Genomic DNA, 18,475 nt, shown 5'->3' with positions numbered 1-18,475 from the left:
GTTTTTTTATGAAAAATTATTTTAGATATTTTATTCGATCAGCATCGCATCGCCGAAACTGTAAAAACGATAACCGTCTTTCATTGCTTTTTTGTAGGCTTTGAAGATCAGTTCCTTATCCGCGAAGGCGCACGCCAGCATGAGCAAAGTAGATTCGGGCGTGTGAAAATTGGTAACGAGTTTATCCACGATCTTGAATTCATACGGCGGATAAATGAATTTGTCCGTCCAGCCGCGATGCGGTTTGACGCGATTCAGCGAGGTGACGGCGCTTTCGATTGTACGAATAACGGTCGATCCCACGGCGATGACTTTGCCGCCGCCGTCTTTGGTCTGGTTGATCGCGCGCGCGGTCGGTTCCGGAATTTCAAAATATTCCGAGTCCATTTTGTGGCGCCCGAGATCTTCGACGGCAACTTTTCTGAATGTTCCAAGTCCGACGTGCAGAATAAGAGGAACGATGGTGACGCCCTTGCGTTTTAGTTTAGATAGAAGTTCCTTGGTAAAATGCAGGCCTGCAGTTGGCGCAGCAACCGAGCCGCGTGTTTTTGCAAATACCGTCTGATAGTCCGTCTTATCGCTTTCTTCGGGTGGCCGCTTGATATAAGGAGGCAAAGGACATTGGCCGACTTTATCGATGAATTTATGAAAATCACCGGTATAATTAAAACGTACGACACGGCCTCCGGAAACCGTATTATCGATCACATCGCAAAACACGCCGTCTACGACGAGGCGGTTGCCGATACGAACTTTTCGCGCAGGTTTCACCAAAACTTCCCAGAGATTGTTTTCGAGTTCACGCAACAAGAATACTTCCACCTTGGCATTGGTCTTTTCTTTCCTGGCCATGATCCGGGCGGGAAATACTCTGGTTTCATTGATTACCAAACAGTCTTTTTTAGTAATATGATCCGTAATGTCCCTGAAAATCTTATCTGTGATCAGACCGTCTTTGCGGTTGATCACCATCATTTTGGCCTTATCCCGGTGGCTAATGGGATACTGCGCAATGAACTTTTCAGGTAGTTTAAATTTAAAATCCGAGAGTTTCATGACCCCTCTTCAATTAATAAAAAGTGTTAAAATAATTTGCAAAGTTGATTATGAGTGACAACAAACCTCGCAAATATAATAAAAATAATGCCGAAAGTCAATTCAATATTTACGATATTTCCTTTTTGTAAATTTTTGTGTACATTTTGATAAAAATCTTATAAACTATAAATAAACAATATATTAACGACAATTCTACCCTTATGTCACAATTTCATGACTTCTCCGCCGAAAAATGGAGAAAATTGTTTCCGGTTACGGATCATTCTATCTACGTTAATCATGCCGCATGTTCACCGGTTTCGACGCGCGTGCGCACCCGCATCGAAAAATTGCTCGAAGACTCATCAACAACGGCAGTTGATAATTTTCCAAGTTGGCTTGAAACGCGTGAAAATCTTCGCGGATTGGCGGCTCAATTAATTAACGCAAAACCGTCACAAATTGCGTTCGTTAAAAACACCTCTGAGGGTTTGAATATTTTGGCTTCCGGTCTTTCATGGAAACCGGGCGATCGGATACTCCTTGCTGATTGTGAATTTCCGTCCAACGTGTATCCATTCCTGAATTTAAAGAAACGCGGGGTGGAAATTGATTTTGTAAAAAATAAGAACGGTTTTTTGAACATTACAGATTTCGAACGGATGATCACTCCGGGCACGCGTTTATTGTCGGTCAGCTTTGTGGAATTTGTCAATGGATTTAAGAACGATTTGAAAACGCTGGGCGAATTATGCCGCAGCCGCGGAATTATCTTTTGCGTTGACTCCATTCAAGGGTTGGGAGCCGTTCCGCTGGATGTTGAAAAATTCCAAATCGACTATCTTGCCAATGGCGGCCACAAATGGCTCATGGGGCCTGCCGGGATCGGTCTGATCTATGTTAGGGACCATTTGTTTGACAAGATTAAACCACAGCATGTCGGATGGCTTTCCGTGAAAGATGCATGGAATTTCTTTGATTATGAACTGGATCTGCTTGATGATGCCAAACGATTTGAAACTGCTACCGAGAACTGGCTTGGCGTTTATGGCCTGCAGGCGTCTCTGGAACTGCTCCTGGAGGTTGGCATTGACAATATTTATCGTCATTTGATGAATCTAACCGGTATGCTTGCAGAGGGCCTCAGACAGAACGGATTGATTATCGCGTCTTCGCAGGAGCCAATACACCGTTCCGGTATTATTTCATTCCGTTCAGGCTCCGCAGAACGCACAAAAAACATTTTTGAATATTTGATCAAAAACCATATCATAAGTTCATTCCGTGAAGGCGTGATCCGTATCTCGCCCCATTTTTATAATACGGAAGACGAAATGCGGGAAATCATCAGGATAATAAATACTTTTTCAAAACCATGAAATATATTATCGACGGTTATAACATGATACGAAAAATTGACGCCCTGCGAGCGCATGACGCGTTAAGCCTGGAAAAAGGCCGTCAGGCGTTGATCATGAAACTTAGCGGCTTTCGACTTCAAACTCATGCCGACATTACGATCGTATTTGACGGACAAAAAAGCTCTCTTGCATCGCAGTCCGGCATCACGGTACGGTTTTCTAATTTACCGAACAAAGCGGATGAGTTGATTAAAAAACTCGTCGATCATACAAAAAAAGCTGCTGAAACGACCGTTGTAAGTTCCGACAATGAAGTGATATGGTATGCGAAAGGCTGCGGATGCAAAGTCGAACGTTCGGAGGAATTTTACAAAAAAATATCCGAATCAAAACCATCGGAGACGGTCAAAGAACTTGAAGAAAAAGACAATCCTCAGTTATCTTCAAAAGAAATCAAGGAATGGTTGACGCTTTTTAATTCAAAGTGAAGAATTCATGGCCACATCAATTTCTATCTTCCCGGGAGTATATGAACTAAAAAGGCGCAAATACAGCGCGTCGCTATTTTGGTCCCTCCTCTTTATTTTGCCGATCATTCTTATTATTACATATTTTTCATTATTCATTAACGGGCTGGCATCTCTCGTCTTGTCCCTTCTTTTGTTGGTATTAAGTCCTGCGGAATTAAATAAAATATTTAATTTTGAAATTGTAGAGTATTGGGCAGCTTCTGTTTTTGTTATAGGGTGGGTATTAGCCGTGTGGATTATTCACCGAAGACAATTGAAGAGAGCATGGGAAAAAATCAATGATACCGCACGTTCCCAATGGCAATTGGCGTGGACGGAAATAAAAACAAACCGCCTCGTTATTTTCTTTATTATTGTATTGGCTTCGATGTACGCCGTTGCATTCCTCTGCCCTTGGCTTGTGCCGCGTGATCCGAACGCGCAGCAGGATATTACGGTGACCAAATATGCCGCACCCCTGCAGAGCATCGCTTATCTTAAGCTAAGAACTCCCGGCCGTTCCATTTTGCCGTTTCGTGAAGGCGAAGGTGCGAGCTTTACAGTTATAAACAAGTTCATAGCCGTACAAAATCTGCTATTGAACAGAGAGCCGTCCGTCGTTTACATCAGCAGCTTCCAAAAGCGCGGCGAAGAAATCGAGTACGTTCAAGGTATTCAAAAGAAAGTCATCTCCGTATCAGAACTGATTGGCGAAAATGAAAAAGACTTTGCTGAGAACAGAATGTTTCTATTGGGTTCGGATAAATACGGACGGGATATTTTTTCGCGTCTTTTGTATGGGTCACGAATTTCTTTGAGTATCGGATTTCTCGCGATGGCCATTGCGGTGACACTGGGAACGATCATTGGCGCGTTGGCAGGGTATTTTGGAAAAAAAACCGATGCCGTGCTGATGCGCTGGGTAGATCTCATGCTCGCATTTCCAAATTTGTTTTTGATTTTAATGATCGTGGCGCTGTTTGGCAATTCGATATTCCTTATTGTGGTTATACTTGGCCTAACGGGCTGGATGGGCGTTTCCCGCATCGTGCGTGGGCAGTTTTTGGCGTTGCGGGAAATGGAATACATTCAGGCGGCCCATGCGCTTGGATTTAGTCACTCACGCATCATATTCAAACATCTTATACCTAACGCTTTTGCACCTGTGATCGTCGCTGCAACATTGCGGCTTGGCGGAATCATTCTTGTCGAAGCAGGTTTGAGTTTTCTTGGCGTTGGAGTACAGCCGCCCACCGCAAGCTGGGGTAATATGGTTGCGGAAGGGCGCGACATGTTAATCCACGGCTGGTGGATATCTACTTTTCCAGGCTTGGCGATCGTGCTTACGGTTATTTGTTTTAATGTAATAGGCGACGGATTACGGGATGCACTGGACCCGAGATTACGAACGTAATTGCTACAATTTAATCTCGACAAACGAACTCACCATTTTCTCTGAAACAATAAATTCGTTCACGATGCGCAATCCTTCAATCTGCGCAGGCCATGGCAGAAGTTCTCTCGCCTCTTCATAGCTTACCCAGCGAAAAGAGTCATGCTCTTTTGATAAGACGACATGCTGAGAAGTTACTTCGGCCGCAAAAACAGGTATGATGTTGACGCGGTCGTGCGAGGCTTCATAAAAGTTATTGGTATACGGCACGGTCCACAACCGAACGGGCAGTAAACCTGTTTCCTCTTTTAATTCCCGCAACGCCGTTTCATACGCTTTTTCTGAGGTTTCGATCTTACCTCCGATCATGCGCCATGATGCTGCATAAATCACTTCGCCAGACCGATGCATCAGCAGATAATACGGTAAATTATTTTTCCTGCAGAAAACATGGCAATCAATAACACGGCAAATAATTTCAGGCATAAAAATGAATTTAATAAATAAATTAATTCCTTAATCAATACTAATTTTTTTGTCATTTGTTAAAATTTTCAACTAAAATTATTTCAACTCTTCCGCTTGATGAATCATGGCATGAGCTTCATCGCCAAGATACCGGTCAATGAGATGATGCGCTAAGTAAATGAGCGGCGTCAGCGCGACGGCGATAAAAAATTTATAAATGTAATTAGTAATTCCAATATTCAGGATCTGTTCATACGGGATTTTGCCGGAAAATGCGATAAATAGAACGACGAAAGAATCAATTAATTGTGATACAAAAGTTGAACCCGTCGCTCTCAGCCATAACATCTTCTCATGCGTTCGTTTTCGAATATAATGAAAGACTTGCACGTCGATGAACTGGCCCACCAGATACGCGGTGACCGAACCTAAGATAATCCGGTTCGATTGGCCAAAAACTGAATTAAATGCGTCGTCCGTTACAGGTGAAAAAGAAGCGGCGGGGATACTCATATCGATAAGCAAAATCGCAAACGTGAACGCGATCATGAACATACCTAAAAAAGTGACGAAACGAATACCCGGTTTTCCATAGTATTCATTGACAATGTCCGTCACCAGAAACGTAATCGGAAAGGGGATTACACCCATCGTCATAGTAAAAACAAAGTCGTCCATGATCCTGGATTGAATAAGTTTACTCCCTGTGATCTCAGCTAGGATCAGTGCAGTTATGAATATGCTCGTTAAAACAGTATATAGTTTTTGTCTTCTGGACATATATATCCGATGTAATTGGATTAAAATAATATCTGTAATCGACGTCATAACTTCAAGCATTAACTCCGCCGAAGTCAAGAAACAATTTGTTATGTAGGGTTATTTTATTATAATAAAAGATCAGGCGGGTTTTACAATTTATAAAACTACATATGAATAATTCCGATCAGCCTCAGGGTTTATCCTTCGGTACACAGCGTTTCCATTTGTTTTTTGAATACAATCCTCTGATGTGTTTTATCGTGAATGCAGATGGGATTGTCCGTGATGTCAACACCTTAGGCGCCGAAGAACTCGGCTACACGAAAGTGGAGCTGATTGGGCGATCTGTGCTGGACGTGTTCCATCCGGAAGATAAAAAAACCGTATCGAAACATGTTGACGACTGTCTCCAAACTTCCGACAAGATGCACTCGTGGGAACTTCGAAAAGTTCGTAAAAATCACGCAGTAATTTGGGTAAGAGAAGTAGGGCGTTCCATTGAAGATACGGACGGGACTAAATTAGTTCTGATTACTTGTGAAAACATCACAGCTCAGCGCCATCTTGAAGAAGAAATGAAGAACAGCAAAGCCAATTTGAGCGCAGTGATCGAGAACACACGGGATTCAATCTGGTCCGTGGATATGGAGTGCCGAATTTTGACGATGAATACCCAATTCAGAGAGATGTTTTTTTTGGCCTACGGAACTCAGCTGACTACCGGTATGGCAATTCTGGAACATATCCCCAACGACATTCGGCCTACTTGGAATGAGTTTTATCAAAGGACGTTTCAAGGAGAGCATTTTACCGTGGAACAGCATTATGAATTTGCAGGGATTTCGCTTGATACAGAGATTTCTTTTAATCCCATAGTTGCTGCCGATGGCTCTATTACCGGCGCCGCCGTATATTCCAAGGATATTACAGAAAGAAAGAATGCCGAAAAGGCACTGAGGGAGTCGGAGGAGAAATACCGCTCTATATTTGAGAACATTGCCGAGGGCATTTACCAATCTACCGAAGAGGGACAATTTATTACAATTAATCCGTCGCTTACAAAAATGCTGGGCTACGATTCCACTGATGAAGTTATGATGCTTAATCTTAACCGCGATGTGTATGCCAATGCGGAAGACCGGATAATTTTGAACCGTGAAACTCTAGCCATGGGCAAAAGTTATTATGTTGAAGTAAACTGGAAAAAAAAAGACGGGACAATTTTTCCGGTACGACTTAATGATCGTGCGGTTTTGGATACGAAGGGAATATTTCAATACTATGAAGTTACCGTTGAGGATGTGTCGGAGCAACGGAAACTCGAAGAACATCTGGTCCAATCTCAAAAAATCGAAAGTATAGGACGTATCGCCGGAGGGGTAGCGCACGATATGAACAATATGCTTGCCGTCATTTTGCCGACAGCGGAAATGATGAAAGACTTTTCGGACGACGCTGAACTTGTAAAAAAGTATTCCGCCGTGATTTCCTCTTCGGCGCGGCGGGCGGCAGATATTGTAAAACAGCTTCTCGTTTTTTCGCGACAGACTCCATCACAGATGGTACTCATGAATTTGAATGATCTGATCAAAGAAACTCAAAAAATGCTGGAACATGTGATCGGAAAAAACATTACCGTTGAAATTCTGTTGGAAAACGGACTTCCGATGATCGAAGCGGATATGACGCAGCTGCAGCAAGTGCTTATAAATTTAAGTGTCAATGCGCGCGACGCGATGAGCGGAAATGGCACGTTGCTTATTTCAACCCGGAAGATCCGGCTGGAAGGTAAAACGATTTCCGGTTTAGAAAATGTTGTTCCAGGAAATTACATTGAACTTAAAGTCGCAGATACGGGATCGGGTATTCCGGAAGAAATCGTTTCCAAAGTGTTTGATGCTTTTTTTTCAACCAAAGGCGCCGGACAAGGAACCGGCCTTGGCTTGGCCGTGGTTAAGAGTATTGTTCTAAAGCATAAAGGCTATATCGATGTCGTTTCAGAGATAGCAAACGGAACTACTTTTACCATTTATCTCCCGATCTCCGATTCGGATAGGCCGGAACGTACCGTGTTAGTTTCTGAGGAATTGCCTCCGCGAGGAAATGCAAGTATTCTTATCGTAGATGATGAAGAGGAAATATTAAAAGTTAGTAAAAAAATATTTAGTGACCTTGGATATTACGTCAGAACTGCGCAGAGCGGGATTAAAGCTATAGAGATGTACCGTAAGAATAGAGCGGATATCGTTTTGCTTGATATTCAAATGAGGGGAATTGATGGACGTGAAACGCTACGCCGGCTGCGGGAAATTGACCCCAACGCCAAAGCGCTTTATATTACCGGTTATGCACGGCCGGAAATATTGAGCGCGATTGAACAGGGCAATGAGGCGGTAATCATTCAAAAGCCGTTTTCCATTCAGGCCATGGCGGAAGCCATTCGTAAAGCCCTTCAGGAGTAACTACGAATACTCCCGTTTTGAATACAGAATATCGAAAATATTAATAAACTTTGACGACCTGACCCGTAACAGCTCCTTCGACGCTTTTAACATAGGCGCTGACCACCCTGTGCATGGGCACCAATTCGTGACCGGGAAAATAGGAACTCATTTGAGCGGAATCTGCGACCAAACCGGGCGAAACAGAATTTATGCGTATGCCTCGCGGTAATTCGATAGCGGCTGCAATGGCAAACGAATTGATTGCGCCATTAATGAAGCTCAAACCTGCGCCGCCCCGAATCGGATCTTCTGCAAGAATACCGGACGTTAACGTGAATGAGCCGTTATCATTGATAAAATTTCTTCCCGCTAAAACAAGATTGATCTGCCCCATCATCTTACTCTTGATCCCTGTGTAAAAATGCTCTTCTTTCATTTCTGCGAACGGACCAAAATGTCCCGCTCCGGCAGTGCAAACTAACGCATCAAACTTCCCGACTTGTTTGAAAAGAGATTCAACGGATACATGTGATGTCATATCAAGTTTAACATCGCCCATGTTGGGACTGGCCGTAATGATATCATGGCGTTTTGCGAGTTCAGCTGCAACGGCTTTTCCCAGTGTTCCACTCGCGCCGACAATGATGATTTTCATATAATATTCTATTTGAATTAAATTGAGGATCCTAGCCAGCTAAGATTATTTACTTCTTCAATAATTTAAAAGCGTGCATCCATGAATTATTGACAAAACCCGGAATGCACCATAACATACATAAAGGTTCAATCGCTCTTGCGGCTTCCGCTTTGCCCATATCCGCCCATTCCCAGCCGAACTGATGTAAAACGGCAGTCACTCTCTTTTTTGCTTCATCATTGTTTCCGCATATGAACATGGTTGGCGTACCCTCGGCCATTCTTGGATTAACCATTAATGAGTTGCCTACACAACTGAATGCCTTTACTAAATGTGCATTCGGTGCGAATTTCTGAAGTCTTTCCATGAGAGAGTCGTTCGGGCCTGTGAAAAATTTTAGTACGCCGTTAACCGGAGGTTCATCCGATATCGGATTGGTAACGTCGACAACCGTCTTATCTTTTAGATTATCCAGTCCTGCGCTTTTAAGAACGCCTTCAGCCGCAGATCCTTTTACCGCCAATACGATCAGTTCGCCAAATTTTGCAGTTGCATCGAACGAACCTGTCGATCCTTGATTTCCAGCCCTTGCCTGCCAGTCTTTAAGTTTAGAGGGTTCTCGTGATCCCAGCATGACATCGTGGCCGTGCCTGATAAATCCGTCGGCAAGTACTTGCGCAACCTGTCCTGATCCTAAAACACCTATTTTCATAATTACTCCTTTTATTGAAATTATTTCAATTTAGTTACTTCCTGTCGCTATGGTATTCATTAAGACTTTCGTTTGAATATCGTTTTTCCTTTCACCGATTTGCTGACGCCACATGGCGTAGTAAAGTCCTTTTTGCTCCAGCAGTTCGTTGTGCCTGCCCTGCTCGACGACCACGCCTTTTTCGAGAACAAAAATATTGTCGGCGTGCATCACTGTCGAGAGGCGATGCGCTATCAGGATGGTGATATGATTTTTTGATTCCGACACATCGCGAATCGTATCACTGATCTCTTCTTCGGTCAGCGAATCCAGACTGGATGTAGCCTCGTCAAAAACCAGTAGGTGAGGTTTCCGTAATAACGCGCGTGCAATTGACAGGCGCTGTTTTTCACCGCCGGAAACTTTTACGCCGCCCTCGCCGATCAACGTGTCGAGCCCCTTGTCCGCCCGGGCAAGCAAACTCTGGCAAGCGGATTTATTTAAGACGTTCATACAGTCTGCGTCGGTCGCTTTGGGATTGACAAACAATAGATTTTCACGGATCGTTCCGGAGAAAAGCTGTGTATCCTGAGTTACAAAACCGATCTGTTCGCGCAACTGATCAAGATCAATGTCCTCACCGGAGATGTCATTATACAATATTTTCCCGGACAATGGACGATACAACCCGACGAGTAGTTTAATCAGTGACGTCTTACCTGCGCCCGACGGTCCGACGAAAGCAATGGTCTCTCCGGTCTTTACGGTGAAAGAAATGCCATTCAGCGCATTCGTGACCGCTGACTGATGTTTAAACGCCACTTTTTCAAATGCTAATGAGGAAATATCTTTGATCTTTTTGGGATTCATCGGCTTGATTTCTTTCGGGGAATTCAGGATATCCGCGAAATTTTTCAACGACACTTCGGCTTCACGATAAATATTGATCACGTTGCCCAATTCCTGCAGAGGGCCGAAAATAAAAAACGAATATATAAACAAAGAAAAAAATTCTCCGAACGTAATTGCTTTAGCAAAAATTAAGTAAAGCATGACGAACAAAATAGTCGTTCTCAGGAAATTCACCGCCGTGCCCTGTATAAAGCTGAGACTGCGAATGTAGCGCACTTTTTTTAGTTCAAGTTTCAGAATTTTTTGAGTAGTGATATTGAGCCGGGATATTTCCTGCTGCGCAAGGCCAAGGCTCTTGACCAATTCGATATTTCGGAGGGACTCCGTTGTAGAACCAGCCAAGGCGGTCGTTTCTGCAACTATGATTTTCTGAATAGTTTTGATCTTTTTACTTAGGGTCGAACTTAATATCCCGATCAACGGCACAGTGGCAAAATAAATCGGCGCAATGATCCAATGTACGCTAATAGCATAGGCCGTAACGAAGATGATCCCAACGAGCGTTGTGAAAAGTATGTTGATACACGCGGAAATGAGCCGCTCAACGTCGGTGCGAACTTTCTGCAGTTTACCAAGCGTTTCACCGCTGCGTTGATCTTCGAAAACGCTGTACGGCAGTTCCAGCGAATGTTTAAGGCCGTCGGAATAAATTTGTGCGCCCAATTTTTGTGTGATCGTGTTGATATAATAGTCCTGAAAGTTTTTCGCGACGCGCGATACAAACGCCACACCAACCGCTGCACCAAGCAGCATTCCGACGCCTTTAAAAAACTCTTCCTGCGTGTAATCCTGGTAGCGCGTTGCATAATCATCAATCACGAGGCGGAATATCCATGGATCTAACAGGGAGAATATCTGATTTACTGCCGCCAGAAAAAGCGCCAGCGCAACCAATTGCCAGTATTGCTTTAAATAGGAAAGAAGTAATCCCATAGATCCTTCGTTTGGTTTGATTATAAAAGTTGGACAAGTGCCGGAAACGGTTAAAAAAATCGCGGATCATCACATAAAAGGAATTTAATTCAGTGACATGTATCCCATTTTTCGAAAAACATTTTCATTGAAAGCGAGTTCATAAATGTCGAAACGCATCCAGCCGATAAGCGGGAACTCCGATAGTACGTCAAACACGTCCGATTCGCTCTCGGCGCGAATGATCGTCCATAATTTTGAACGATCCAACGCAAGAGAATAATTGATAATAGTTTTTTCTTCCATCAGCTTCGTTATAACCGATCGCTGTTTCGGGATGGTTGCCAGAAACTCTTCCGTTAAAATTTCGGGTAAACGGATATCGACCATGTAGTTCTTCATGATCCTCCCACTTTCACTTAATTCTATGCATCAATGATACACAGATGCCGATGAATAATTATTAGGTGTTGCAAATTTAAGCCATACGCGCTACTTTGTCAAGTAAGCACAAAAATGTATTATAGTATCTAAAAAGAAACTATTGAAAGAAGGCTAATGAAAGAAAAAAAGTTCTTTTGCCCGATCACTGCAACGCTCAATGTTATCGGCGGGCGCTGGAAAGTTCTGATACTGTATAATTTGCGGGACCAAACCGTTCGGTTCGGCGAATTAAAACGTATGATGCCCGGCATCACGCAGAAAATGCTGACCCAGCAATTACGCGAACTCGAACAGGACGGGATCATTCACCGGAAAGTGTATCCGGAAGTTCCCCCGAAAGTGGAATATTCACTGACGGAATTTGGCGAGACACTGAAACCTGTAATGGATGTGATGTGCCGATGGGGCTCTTCTCACCGTAAACATATCGAAATAGTGATGAAAAATCAGATGAACAAGGAAACAAAAGCGGCGTAGGTGTCAAACTCCCTTGATCATTCTAACCGTTTTGTAATTATCCGCATAGACATGCCATTCTGCGATAAGATTATCCTTAATTACTGCTTTCCACGCAGCAGGAACTTCCCAATGATGGTCCTTGTACATGTGCCCGCTCGGCGAATACGTAGCGCTTGCCCTGCCGAAAACTGCGATGGTATTACCGGTTTGAAGCAGATCTTCCGACACGATCTTGTAATCAGGAAAGAGCCTGAAATAACCCGTCCATGCACGGTGCATTTCCCCGCGCCCGTGAATTGTGCTTCCGATGGAATCAACAAAGGTATGGTCGTTTGTCATGAGCGCGCATAGACCATCCACATCGTGCGCATTCATGCGTTCAATAAATTGGTGAATAATTTTCATTTTGATTTCCCTCCCGCAGGCTAAAGAGTGAGGCAAGAATTGCAATTCAATGTGCTTAATTAATCAGAGATTTTCAAGAAATATGATTTGAAAAATCTAACTGTACTGCAGGCAAGACACTTAGTCACCAAGCAAAACTTTTGTCATAATTTGTGCTGAAAAGATAAAGTTGAAAGGTGATATGATAGATAACTAAACTTGAAAATGCTCATGATTTTTTGTGTTTATCGGGTTTACTCACATACGTCATGGTGAGCGGAGTCGAACCATGACCAAGTTTAGTAAAATCAGTCTTCGACGTCGCTCAGACTGAAGGGTTCTCTTCCATTTGTGAGTCAACCCGATAAGCACGTAATTTTTTCTTTTAAATATTTGATTTTATAAGAGTCTTCGCGCCTTTGTGGCTATGTCGATACGGCAAAACACGACATAAAACACGCTACAAATCATTTGCACCTGGAGCAAAAAAACCGTATGTTGCAGCACTTTTGATAACAACCATGAATACCGAATGGACGAAGAGTTAAAACCCGAATCGGAAGTTGATGCCAAACCGTCCGGGATGAGTTTCTTACGAAGTAACGGGCTGATCATCGGATTATTGCTCATATCGCTCTTTCTGAATGTGGTGCCGGGCCTTCGTTTGATACTTCTGCCCTTCGAGTTTTTTACGACGTTCATTCATGAAGGCAGTCACGCGATCGCCAGCCTGATCATGGGCGAACAAGTTCACCGTATCGTACTTAACCCCGATACGAGCGGTTACATGCAGCACACGGTCTCGGGCGGGATGTTTGCGCAGGGATTTATCGGAAGCGCCGGATATATTGGCGCGGCGTTATTCGGCGGTGCGTTGATCGTGTTCAGTTCTTTCGAAAAAATATCGAAGATCGTATTAGGTTTGCTTGGTTTAATCTTCTTGTCGGCGATCATTTTGTATATTCGTGACTTATTTACTCTGGCGGTATGCGGTTTTTTGTCGGCGTCACTTCTTCTCATTGCATGGAAGGGCGGGCGCTTTTTAAATTTTTTCGCAATCAATTTTCTCGCGGTACAATGTTCATTAAATTCATTCGGAGACGTGATCACGCTGTTGCAGCTTTCAATGGGCGCTCCGAAAAGCCAATACAGCGCAGGCCTCTCCGATGCGGAAGCTTTGGCAAAGGTTTTTTTTCTGCCGGCGATGTTTTGGTCTGTATTATGGATCGTGATCGCGGTCGTTATCTTATACAAAGCTGTAAGGATCAGCGGACGAATACGAATGAAAAACGAACCGGTAAGACAATAGCTGAATAAGGAGTTCGGGTTGCATAGTTATCAACGAAGCCTAAACGAAGAGAACACGCTGGATTGGCTGCCTCAGATAGCCGTACGTATCGCGGTTCTTGACATGAATAACGGCGCGCGAAATATCGGCGTACGAAACATAAAGCGGATCATTGAGCAGTTCCGCCACAAAGTACGTTCGGCGCACTTGCAGGTGGATTTTGAGGTCAGCCATTTTCACGTGCGGGACCGCAACGAGGTTCCGGATGCTTCCTATGATATCTACATTTCAAGCGGTGGGCCGGGAAGTCCGTTGAACGATGACGGCTCGGAATTTGAGTTGAAATTTTTTAGTTTGCTGGACCAATTGATCGACCATAATGCAACCAAAGAGAATAAGAAATTCGTATTTGGGATTTGCCATTCATTTCAGATGATGGCGAAGAAATTTGACATTGCAGACATTAGTAAACGTGAAAACAGGTATGTGGGCGTTGTGCCGATCATTAAAACGCCGGAAGGACAGAAGGATGTTCTGTTCGAAGGCCTGCAGGAAAAATTTTATGCGTTTGACAACCGGGACTGGCAGGTGATCAATCCCTCTTATCAGAGGCTGAATCAACTCGGAGCATCGATTTTATCGTTTGAATCCGACGGCTATGAAATCGGAAACGCAGTTACTGCGATACGATATACACCGGAGATTGAAACGGTGCAATTTCATCCAGAAGCTGAAAAACACGGTATACTGATGCGGTTTTCCGATCCAAGCGAGAAACAACACATCGTGGAATTACTGGGTGAAGCGAAGTTTGATGAGTTGATTCAATCGGTCAACAATCCGAATAAACTTACGAAAACGTACAAGACGGTTTTGCCTGGATTTTTATGGCGCTCATACAATCAACTCATGCGTTATTACGAAATGCCCCAATTGGAAAAATTCAACGACACAGCATCTCAAACGCCGCTCAGTTTTTCCGATTTTCATAATTAGGAGGCGGAGGTATTATGTCTGATTGTATCTTTTGTAAAATAGTAAAAAAAGAAATTCCCTCTCAGTTTATTTATGAGGACGAAGACGGGGTCGCTTTTAAGGATCTTCATCCAAAAGCGCCGACCCATATTCTTCTTATTCCGAAAAAGCATATTGAAAAATTATCGGATATGAAAGCGGAGGACAGTACACTTGGCGGAAAATTATTACTGGCCGTTTCAAAAATAGCAGAGATAGAAGGAATAAAGGAAAACGGTTTCCGCGTAGTGGTCAATAACGGCAAATACGCCGGCCAGGAAGTGTTTCATCTTCACTTTCATATTCTAGGCGGAAAACCGATGAGTTGGAATCCGGCATAGATCATTTTGATAGTAAAAAAGTTATGAAAAGAAATTACCCGATGACCCCCGTTCAGGTCGATTTCATCAAAAAGAGAACCGAAGAGAACGCCGAGAAAGAAGGGATCAAACGTCCGGAATGGCTGAAGGTTAAAATTCCATTAGGCGATAAATTCTCCGAAGTCAAAAGTCTTGTGGGTAATCAGAAACTGCACACCGTTTGCGAAGAAGCGCGTTGTCCGAATATTTCTGAGTGTTGGAATCGAGGGACGGCTACGTTCATGATTCTCGGCGATGTCTGTACGCGCAGCTGCGGATTTTGCGCGGTTAAGACGGGTAAACCAACATGGTTGGACATGGACGAGCCCCGACGCGTAGCCGATTCCGTGCGCCTGATGAACCTGCGTCATACCGTGATCACATCGGTTAATCGTGACGAACTGCCTGACGGCGGATCGTTGATATTTGCAAACACGATTTTGGAAATTCGTAAGGCTCTGCCTTCGTGCCGGGTGGAAGTGCTGATTCCAGACTTTAAGGGCAGCGAAGAAAATTTATTAAATGTGGTTCGCGCGAATCCCGATATTCTCAATCATAATACGGAGACCGTTCCACGGCTCTACCGGGTTGTTCGCCCGCAGGCTAATTATAATCAAAGTCTCGAAGTGTTGGATCGCGCAAAAAAATTAGGCATGATCACTAAAAGCGGATTGATGGTTGGGTTGGGAGAGACGAATGAAGAGGTTCTGGACGTGATGAGAGATATGCGGAATGTGGATCTGGATATCCTCACGATCGGCCAATATTTGCAGCCGACGAAAGAGCACATACCGGTTGACCGGTTTGTACATCCGGATGAGTTCAAGATGTATCACGAAGAAGGTATTGCTATGGGCTTCCGTGTCGTGGAATCGGGACCATTGGTAAGAAGCTCATATCACGCGGACGAACAAACGGACGGCGTGGAAAAATATTTAAAAAACAAAAAAGCTGCATACGTAAGCTAGGAAAGGATTATTTTGAGTTCGTTCACGGATTATAAAATTGACGCGGATATACAGAAAGCCATAACCGATATGGGTTTTACGCAGCCATCGGAAATTCAGGCACAGGCGTTGCCTATTCTTCTCGATTATCAGGGCGATTTTGTCGGCCAAGCGCAGACCGGTACTGGAAAGACCGCCGCATACGGCATTCCATTGATACAAAAAATTGACAAGAATGCGCAAGGCGTTCAGGCAATCATTTTGTCGCCGACACGAGAGTTAGCGGTGCAAATTTCGGAGGAGTTGATAAAAATATCGAAATATAAACGGCTGAAGATTCTTGCCGTCTATGGCGGACAGAATATCGGCGTTCAGCTGCGTGCCTTGAAGCATGGCGTTCATATTGTTGTCGGAACACCCGGCCGCGTCGTAGATCATCTTCATCGTCAGTCGCTTAATTTAGGTCAGATACAGAATTTTATTTTGGATGAAGCGGACGAGATGCTCGACATGGGATTTCTGGAGGAGATAGAAGAAATATTATCTAATGTCGGCAAACAGAGATCGATTTGGCTTTTTTCAGCAACTTTGAGTAACGATATACGGCGCATCGCTAACCGTTTTATGACCGATCCTGAGGAAATTCGAGTTCAGCATAAAACGGCTACTATTGCCAATACGGAGGAGATTTATTATGCGGTTAAAGAATACAATAAATTTGAAGCCTTGTGCCGTCTGATAGATCATGCGCCGGGTATGTACGCGATTATTTTTTGTCAGACGAGAAATCAGACCGCCGATATTGCTGAAAAACTCGTGGCTAAGGGATTCAAAGCCGAAGCTTTGCACGGCGACATGAATCAGTCGCAGCGCGAGCATGTGATGGGGAAATTCAAGAAAAAAGGCCTCACGCTGTTGGTTGCGACGGATGTGGCTGCGCGCGGAATTGATATTAATGATCTGACCCACGTGATCAATTATTCTTTACCGCAGGAATCTGAAAGTTACATACACCGGATCGGCCGTACGGGCCGCGCGGGAAAAACCGGAATTGCGATTACACTTATCACGCCGGAGGAACAGTATAAATTACGCCGGCTTGAAGGCAATACTCGTAAAAAGATCACCAAATCGCGCATTCCGGGTATTGAGGAAATCATGGAATCCTATATTGACCGAACGATAGGTGAGTTCGAGGCCGCGATAGAAAATCCGGGCGGATTTGACCGTTATTTTTCAAGATGGCAGCCCCTGGTAAAAAAATACACTCCGGAAGAGATCACGAAAGGTTTTGTCACGTTGCTGAGTCGGGAAATTCTGGAAAAATATGAGGACGATAAAGAGTTAAATGCGCCGGATAATTTTGGTCAAAGAAGCGGATTCAGAGAAAAACGAACCTTTTCCGATAATATGGTCGAACTCTCGATCAATGTCGGACAAAGAGACAATCTGCAAACGGGCACGTTGATCGGTAAGATTTGTAATCTCGCAGGCGTGGACGGACGACAGATCGGCAAAGTTTATATTCAGGATAATCAGACGCAATTCAAAGTCGACGCAGAAGTTGCGGACGCAGTGGTTCGTAAACTCACCGGCATTAAATTATCAGGTAAAACCGTTATCGTAGAACATGCCGACGTAAAATTCAGGAATCTGAAAAAAGTGATGGAAAAGAAATTTACGGGCCGACGTGATCCGCCGGGTCATTTTGACAAGAGGAAAAAGTTTTCCAAATAACATGATGCAGTATAATAAACAGTAACCATCATAAGGTAACCGTAGGAGGAATGCGTATGAAAAAGTTCTTTTTTTCAATCGTTGCGCTGATGCTGATCATTTCCGCAAAGGGCTTTGCATCCAATCCGGATGACATCATCGGCAAGTGGATGTATTTAAATGAAAAAGGCGAACAGGTTAATATTGAGGTGTATAAGGAAGGAGATCGTTATTTTGGAAAGATCGTGTGGCTGCAGGTTCCGAATTACACGGCCGAATTTCTTGAAGATGAAGGGCATCCTGAAAAAGATTTCCCAAACGTTAAATTGGGCGCCGCGAAAATCGATTATAAAAACCCTGATGCCGCCAGACGCAACGATCCGATCATCGGCTTGATTATTTTAAAAGGCGTAAAATACGATGCCGACGATGACGAATGGAATGACGGATTTGTTTATAAAGCCGATGAAGGAAAGACGTATACCTGTTTTGTGAAATTAGAAAATGCGGACAAACTTAAACTAAAAGGATACATTCTTGGAATGCCGTGGCTCGGTAAAACACGGTACTGGACACGGATGAAATAACGCGCTTATCGGGTTTACACACAAATGGAAGAGAACACTTCAGTCTGAGACCTTATGTTAAATAGAAAACCACGCTGATCTTTCTTAAGTTGGTAGTAAGCAACTACAACCAAACAACAAGAAAGGGCGTGGCTATGAAAAAGATAGCAC

Annotated in this window: 19 protein-coding genes; 11 read left to right on the top strand and 8 right to left on the bottom strand. The window is 43.8% G+C overall.

What is annotated here, in order from left to right:
* Nucleotides 1-30 precede the first annotated feature (30 nt).
* Nucleotides 31-1,056: a tRNA preQ1(34) S-adenosylmethionine ribosyltransferase-isomerase QueA gene (gene queA, locus F9K33_14025; GenBank protein ID KAB2878229.1), complete on the bottom strand. Its 1,026-nt coding sequence runs from the start codon at nt 1,054-1,056 to the stop codon at nt 31-33.
* Nucleotides 1,057-1,259: 203 nt separating this feature from the next.
* On the opposite strand from queA, the gene F9K33_14020 reads away from it, so the two are divergent.
* The 3 genes from F9K33_14020 to F9K33_14010 are packed head-to-tail and all read left to right on the top strand — an operon-like array spanning nt 1,260 to nt 4,322.
* Nucleotides 1,260-2,417, top strand: a complete 1,158-nt coding sequence (locus F9K33_14020) for an aminotransferase class V-fold PLP-dependent enzyme (protein ID KAB2878228.1) — start codon at nt 1,260-1,262, stop codon at nt 2,415-2,417.
* Complete coding sequence (locus F9K33_14015) at nt 2,414-2,887, top strand: NYN domain-containing protein (GenBank protein KAB2878227.1); 474 nt, start codon at nt 2,414-2,416, stop codon at nt 2,885-2,887. Before F9K33_14020 ends, F9K33_14015 begins: the two co-directional genes overlap by 4 nt.
* Nucleotides 2,888-2,894: 7 nt before the next feature.
* A complete protein-coding gene (locus F9K33_14010) occupies nt 2,895-4,322 on the top strand; it encodes an ABC transporter permease (protein ID KAB2878226.1) in 1,428 nt (475 codons plus the stop codon).
* 3 nt (nt 4,323-4,325) lie between these two features.
* Here F9K33_14010 and F9K33_14005 read toward each other — a convergent pair whose 3' ends face one another.
* Both F9K33_14005 and F9K33_14000 read right to left on the bottom strand, forming a co-directional pair.
* Entirely contained in the window at nt 4,326-4,787 is a 462-nt protein-coding gene (locus tag F9K33_14005) for an NUDIX pyrophosphatase (GenBank protein KAB2878225.1), read from the bottom strand.
* Between the two features lie 78 nt (nt 4,788-4,865).
* On the bottom strand, nt 4,866-5,555 hold the full coding sequence (locus F9K33_14000) for a queuosine precursor transporter (GenBank protein ID KAB2878240.1): 690 nt from the start codon (nt 5,553-5,555) through the stop codon (nt 4,866-4,868).
* 146 nt (nt 5,556-5,701) lie between these two features.
* Between F9K33_14000 and F9K33_13995 the strand changes: the two genes are divergently transcribed.
* The gene (locus tag F9K33_13995) at nt 5,702-7,993 is read left to right on the top strand and encodes a PAS domain S-box protein (GenBank protein KAB2878224.1); all 2,292 of its coding nucleotides are present in this window, start codon (nt 5,702-5,704) and stop codon (nt 7,991-7,993) included.
* A gap of 40 nt (nt 7,994-8,033) precedes the next feature.
* On the opposite strand, the gene F9K33_13990 is transcribed toward F9K33_13995, so the two are convergent.
* The 4 genes from F9K33_13990 to F9K33_13975 all read right to left on the bottom strand — a co-directional run bounded on the left by F9K33_13990 (nt 8,034) and on the right by F9K33_13975 (nt 11,517).
* A complete protein-coding gene (locus F9K33_13990) occupies nt 8,034-8,630 on the bottom strand; it encodes a short chain dehydrogenase (protein KAB2878223.1) in 597 nt (198 codons plus the stop codon).
* A 49-nt stretch (nt 8,631-8,679) separates the two neighbouring features.
* On the bottom strand, nt 8,680-9,324 hold the full coding sequence (locus tag F9K33_13985) for a DNA-binding protein (protein ID KAB2878222.1): 645 nt from the start codon (nt 9,322-9,324) through the stop codon (nt 8,680-8,682).
* 30 nt (nt 9,325-9,354) lie between these two features.
* Nucleotides 9,355-11,148, bottom strand: coding sequence for an ABC transporter ATP-binding protein (locus F9K33_13980; protein ID KAB2878221.1), 1,794 nt, complete (start codon nt 11,146-11,148; stop codon nt 9,355-9,357).
* Between the two features lie 84 nt (nt 11,149-11,232).
* Nucleotides 11,233-11,517, bottom strand: coding sequence for a hypothetical protein (locus tag F9K33_13975; GenBank protein KAB2878239.1), 285 nt, complete (start codon nt 11,515-11,517; stop codon nt 11,233-11,235).
* A gap of 168 nt (nt 11,518-11,685) precedes the next feature.
* Between F9K33_13975 and F9K33_13970 the strand changes: the two genes are divergently transcribed.
* Nucleotides 11,686-12,048 carry a helix-turn-helix transcriptional regulator gene (locus tag F9K33_13970; protein ID KAB2878220.1) on the top strand — a complete coding sequence of 121 codons (363 nt, stop codon included), beginning with the start codon at nt 11,686-11,688 and terminating at the stop codon, nt 12,046-12,048.
* A gap of 3 nt (nt 12,049-12,051) precedes the next feature.
* On the opposite strand, the gene F9K33_13965 is transcribed toward F9K33_13970, so the two are convergent.
* On the bottom strand, nt 12,052-12,435 hold the full coding sequence (locus F9K33_13965) for a nuclear transport factor 2 family protein (GenBank protein KAB2878219.1): 384 nt from the start codon (nt 12,433-12,435) through the stop codon (nt 12,052-12,054).
* 511 nt (nt 12,436-12,946) lie between these two features.
* Between F9K33_13965 and F9K33_13960 the strand changes: the two genes are divergently transcribed.
* From F9K33_13960 to F9K33_13935, 6 genes are read left to right on the top strand one after another with little or no spacing between them, the layout of a single operon-like run.
* Nucleotides 12,947-13,723 carry a M50 family metallopeptidase gene (locus F9K33_13960; GenBank protein ID KAB2878218.1) on the top strand — a complete coding sequence of 259 codons (777 nt, stop codon included), beginning with the start codon at nt 12,947-12,949 and terminating at the stop codon, nt 13,721-13,723.
* Nucleotides 13,724-13,741: 18 nt separating this feature from the next.
* Nucleotides 13,742-14,698 carry a GMP synthase gene (locus tag F9K33_13955; protein ID KAB2878217.1) on the top strand — a complete coding sequence of 319 codons (957 nt, stop codon included), beginning with the start codon at nt 13,742-13,744 and terminating at the stop codon, nt 14,696-14,698.
* Nucleotides 14,699-14,712: 14 nt separating this feature from the next.
* Nucleotides 14,713-15,057: a histidine triad nucleotide-binding protein gene (locus F9K33_13950; GenBank protein KAB2878216.1), complete on the top strand. Its 345-nt coding sequence runs from the start codon at nt 14,713-14,715 to the stop codon at nt 15,055-15,057.
* A 23-nt stretch (nt 15,058-15,080) separates the two neighbouring features.
* Complete coding sequence (gene lipA / locus F9K33_13945; protein KAB2878215.1) at nt 15,081-16,043, top strand: lipoyl synthase; 963 nt, start codon at nt 15,081-15,083, stop codon at nt 16,041-16,043.
* Between the two features lie 12 nt (nt 16,044-16,055).
* Nucleotides 16,056-17,759, top strand: coding sequence for a DEAD/DEAH box helicase (locus F9K33_13940; GenBank protein ID KAB2878214.1), 1,704 nt, complete (start codon nt 16,056-16,058; stop codon nt 17,757-17,759).
* Between the two features lie 50 nt (nt 17,760-17,809).
* The gene (locus tag F9K33_13935) at nt 17,810-18,325 is read left to right on the top strand and encodes a DUF2147 domain-containing protein (protein ID KAB2878213.1); all 516 of its coding nucleotides are present in this window, start codon (nt 17,810-17,812) and stop codon (nt 18,323-18,325) included.
* Nucleotides 18,326-18,475: the final 150 nt, after the last annotated feature.

The organism is bacterium, assembly GCA_008933615.1.
GTDB lineage: Bacteria > CLD3 > CLD3 > SB21 > SB21 > SB21.
The sequence above is the reverse complement of the archived record's forward strand: the minus strand, read 5'-3'. Positions and strand labels throughout refer to the sequence as shown.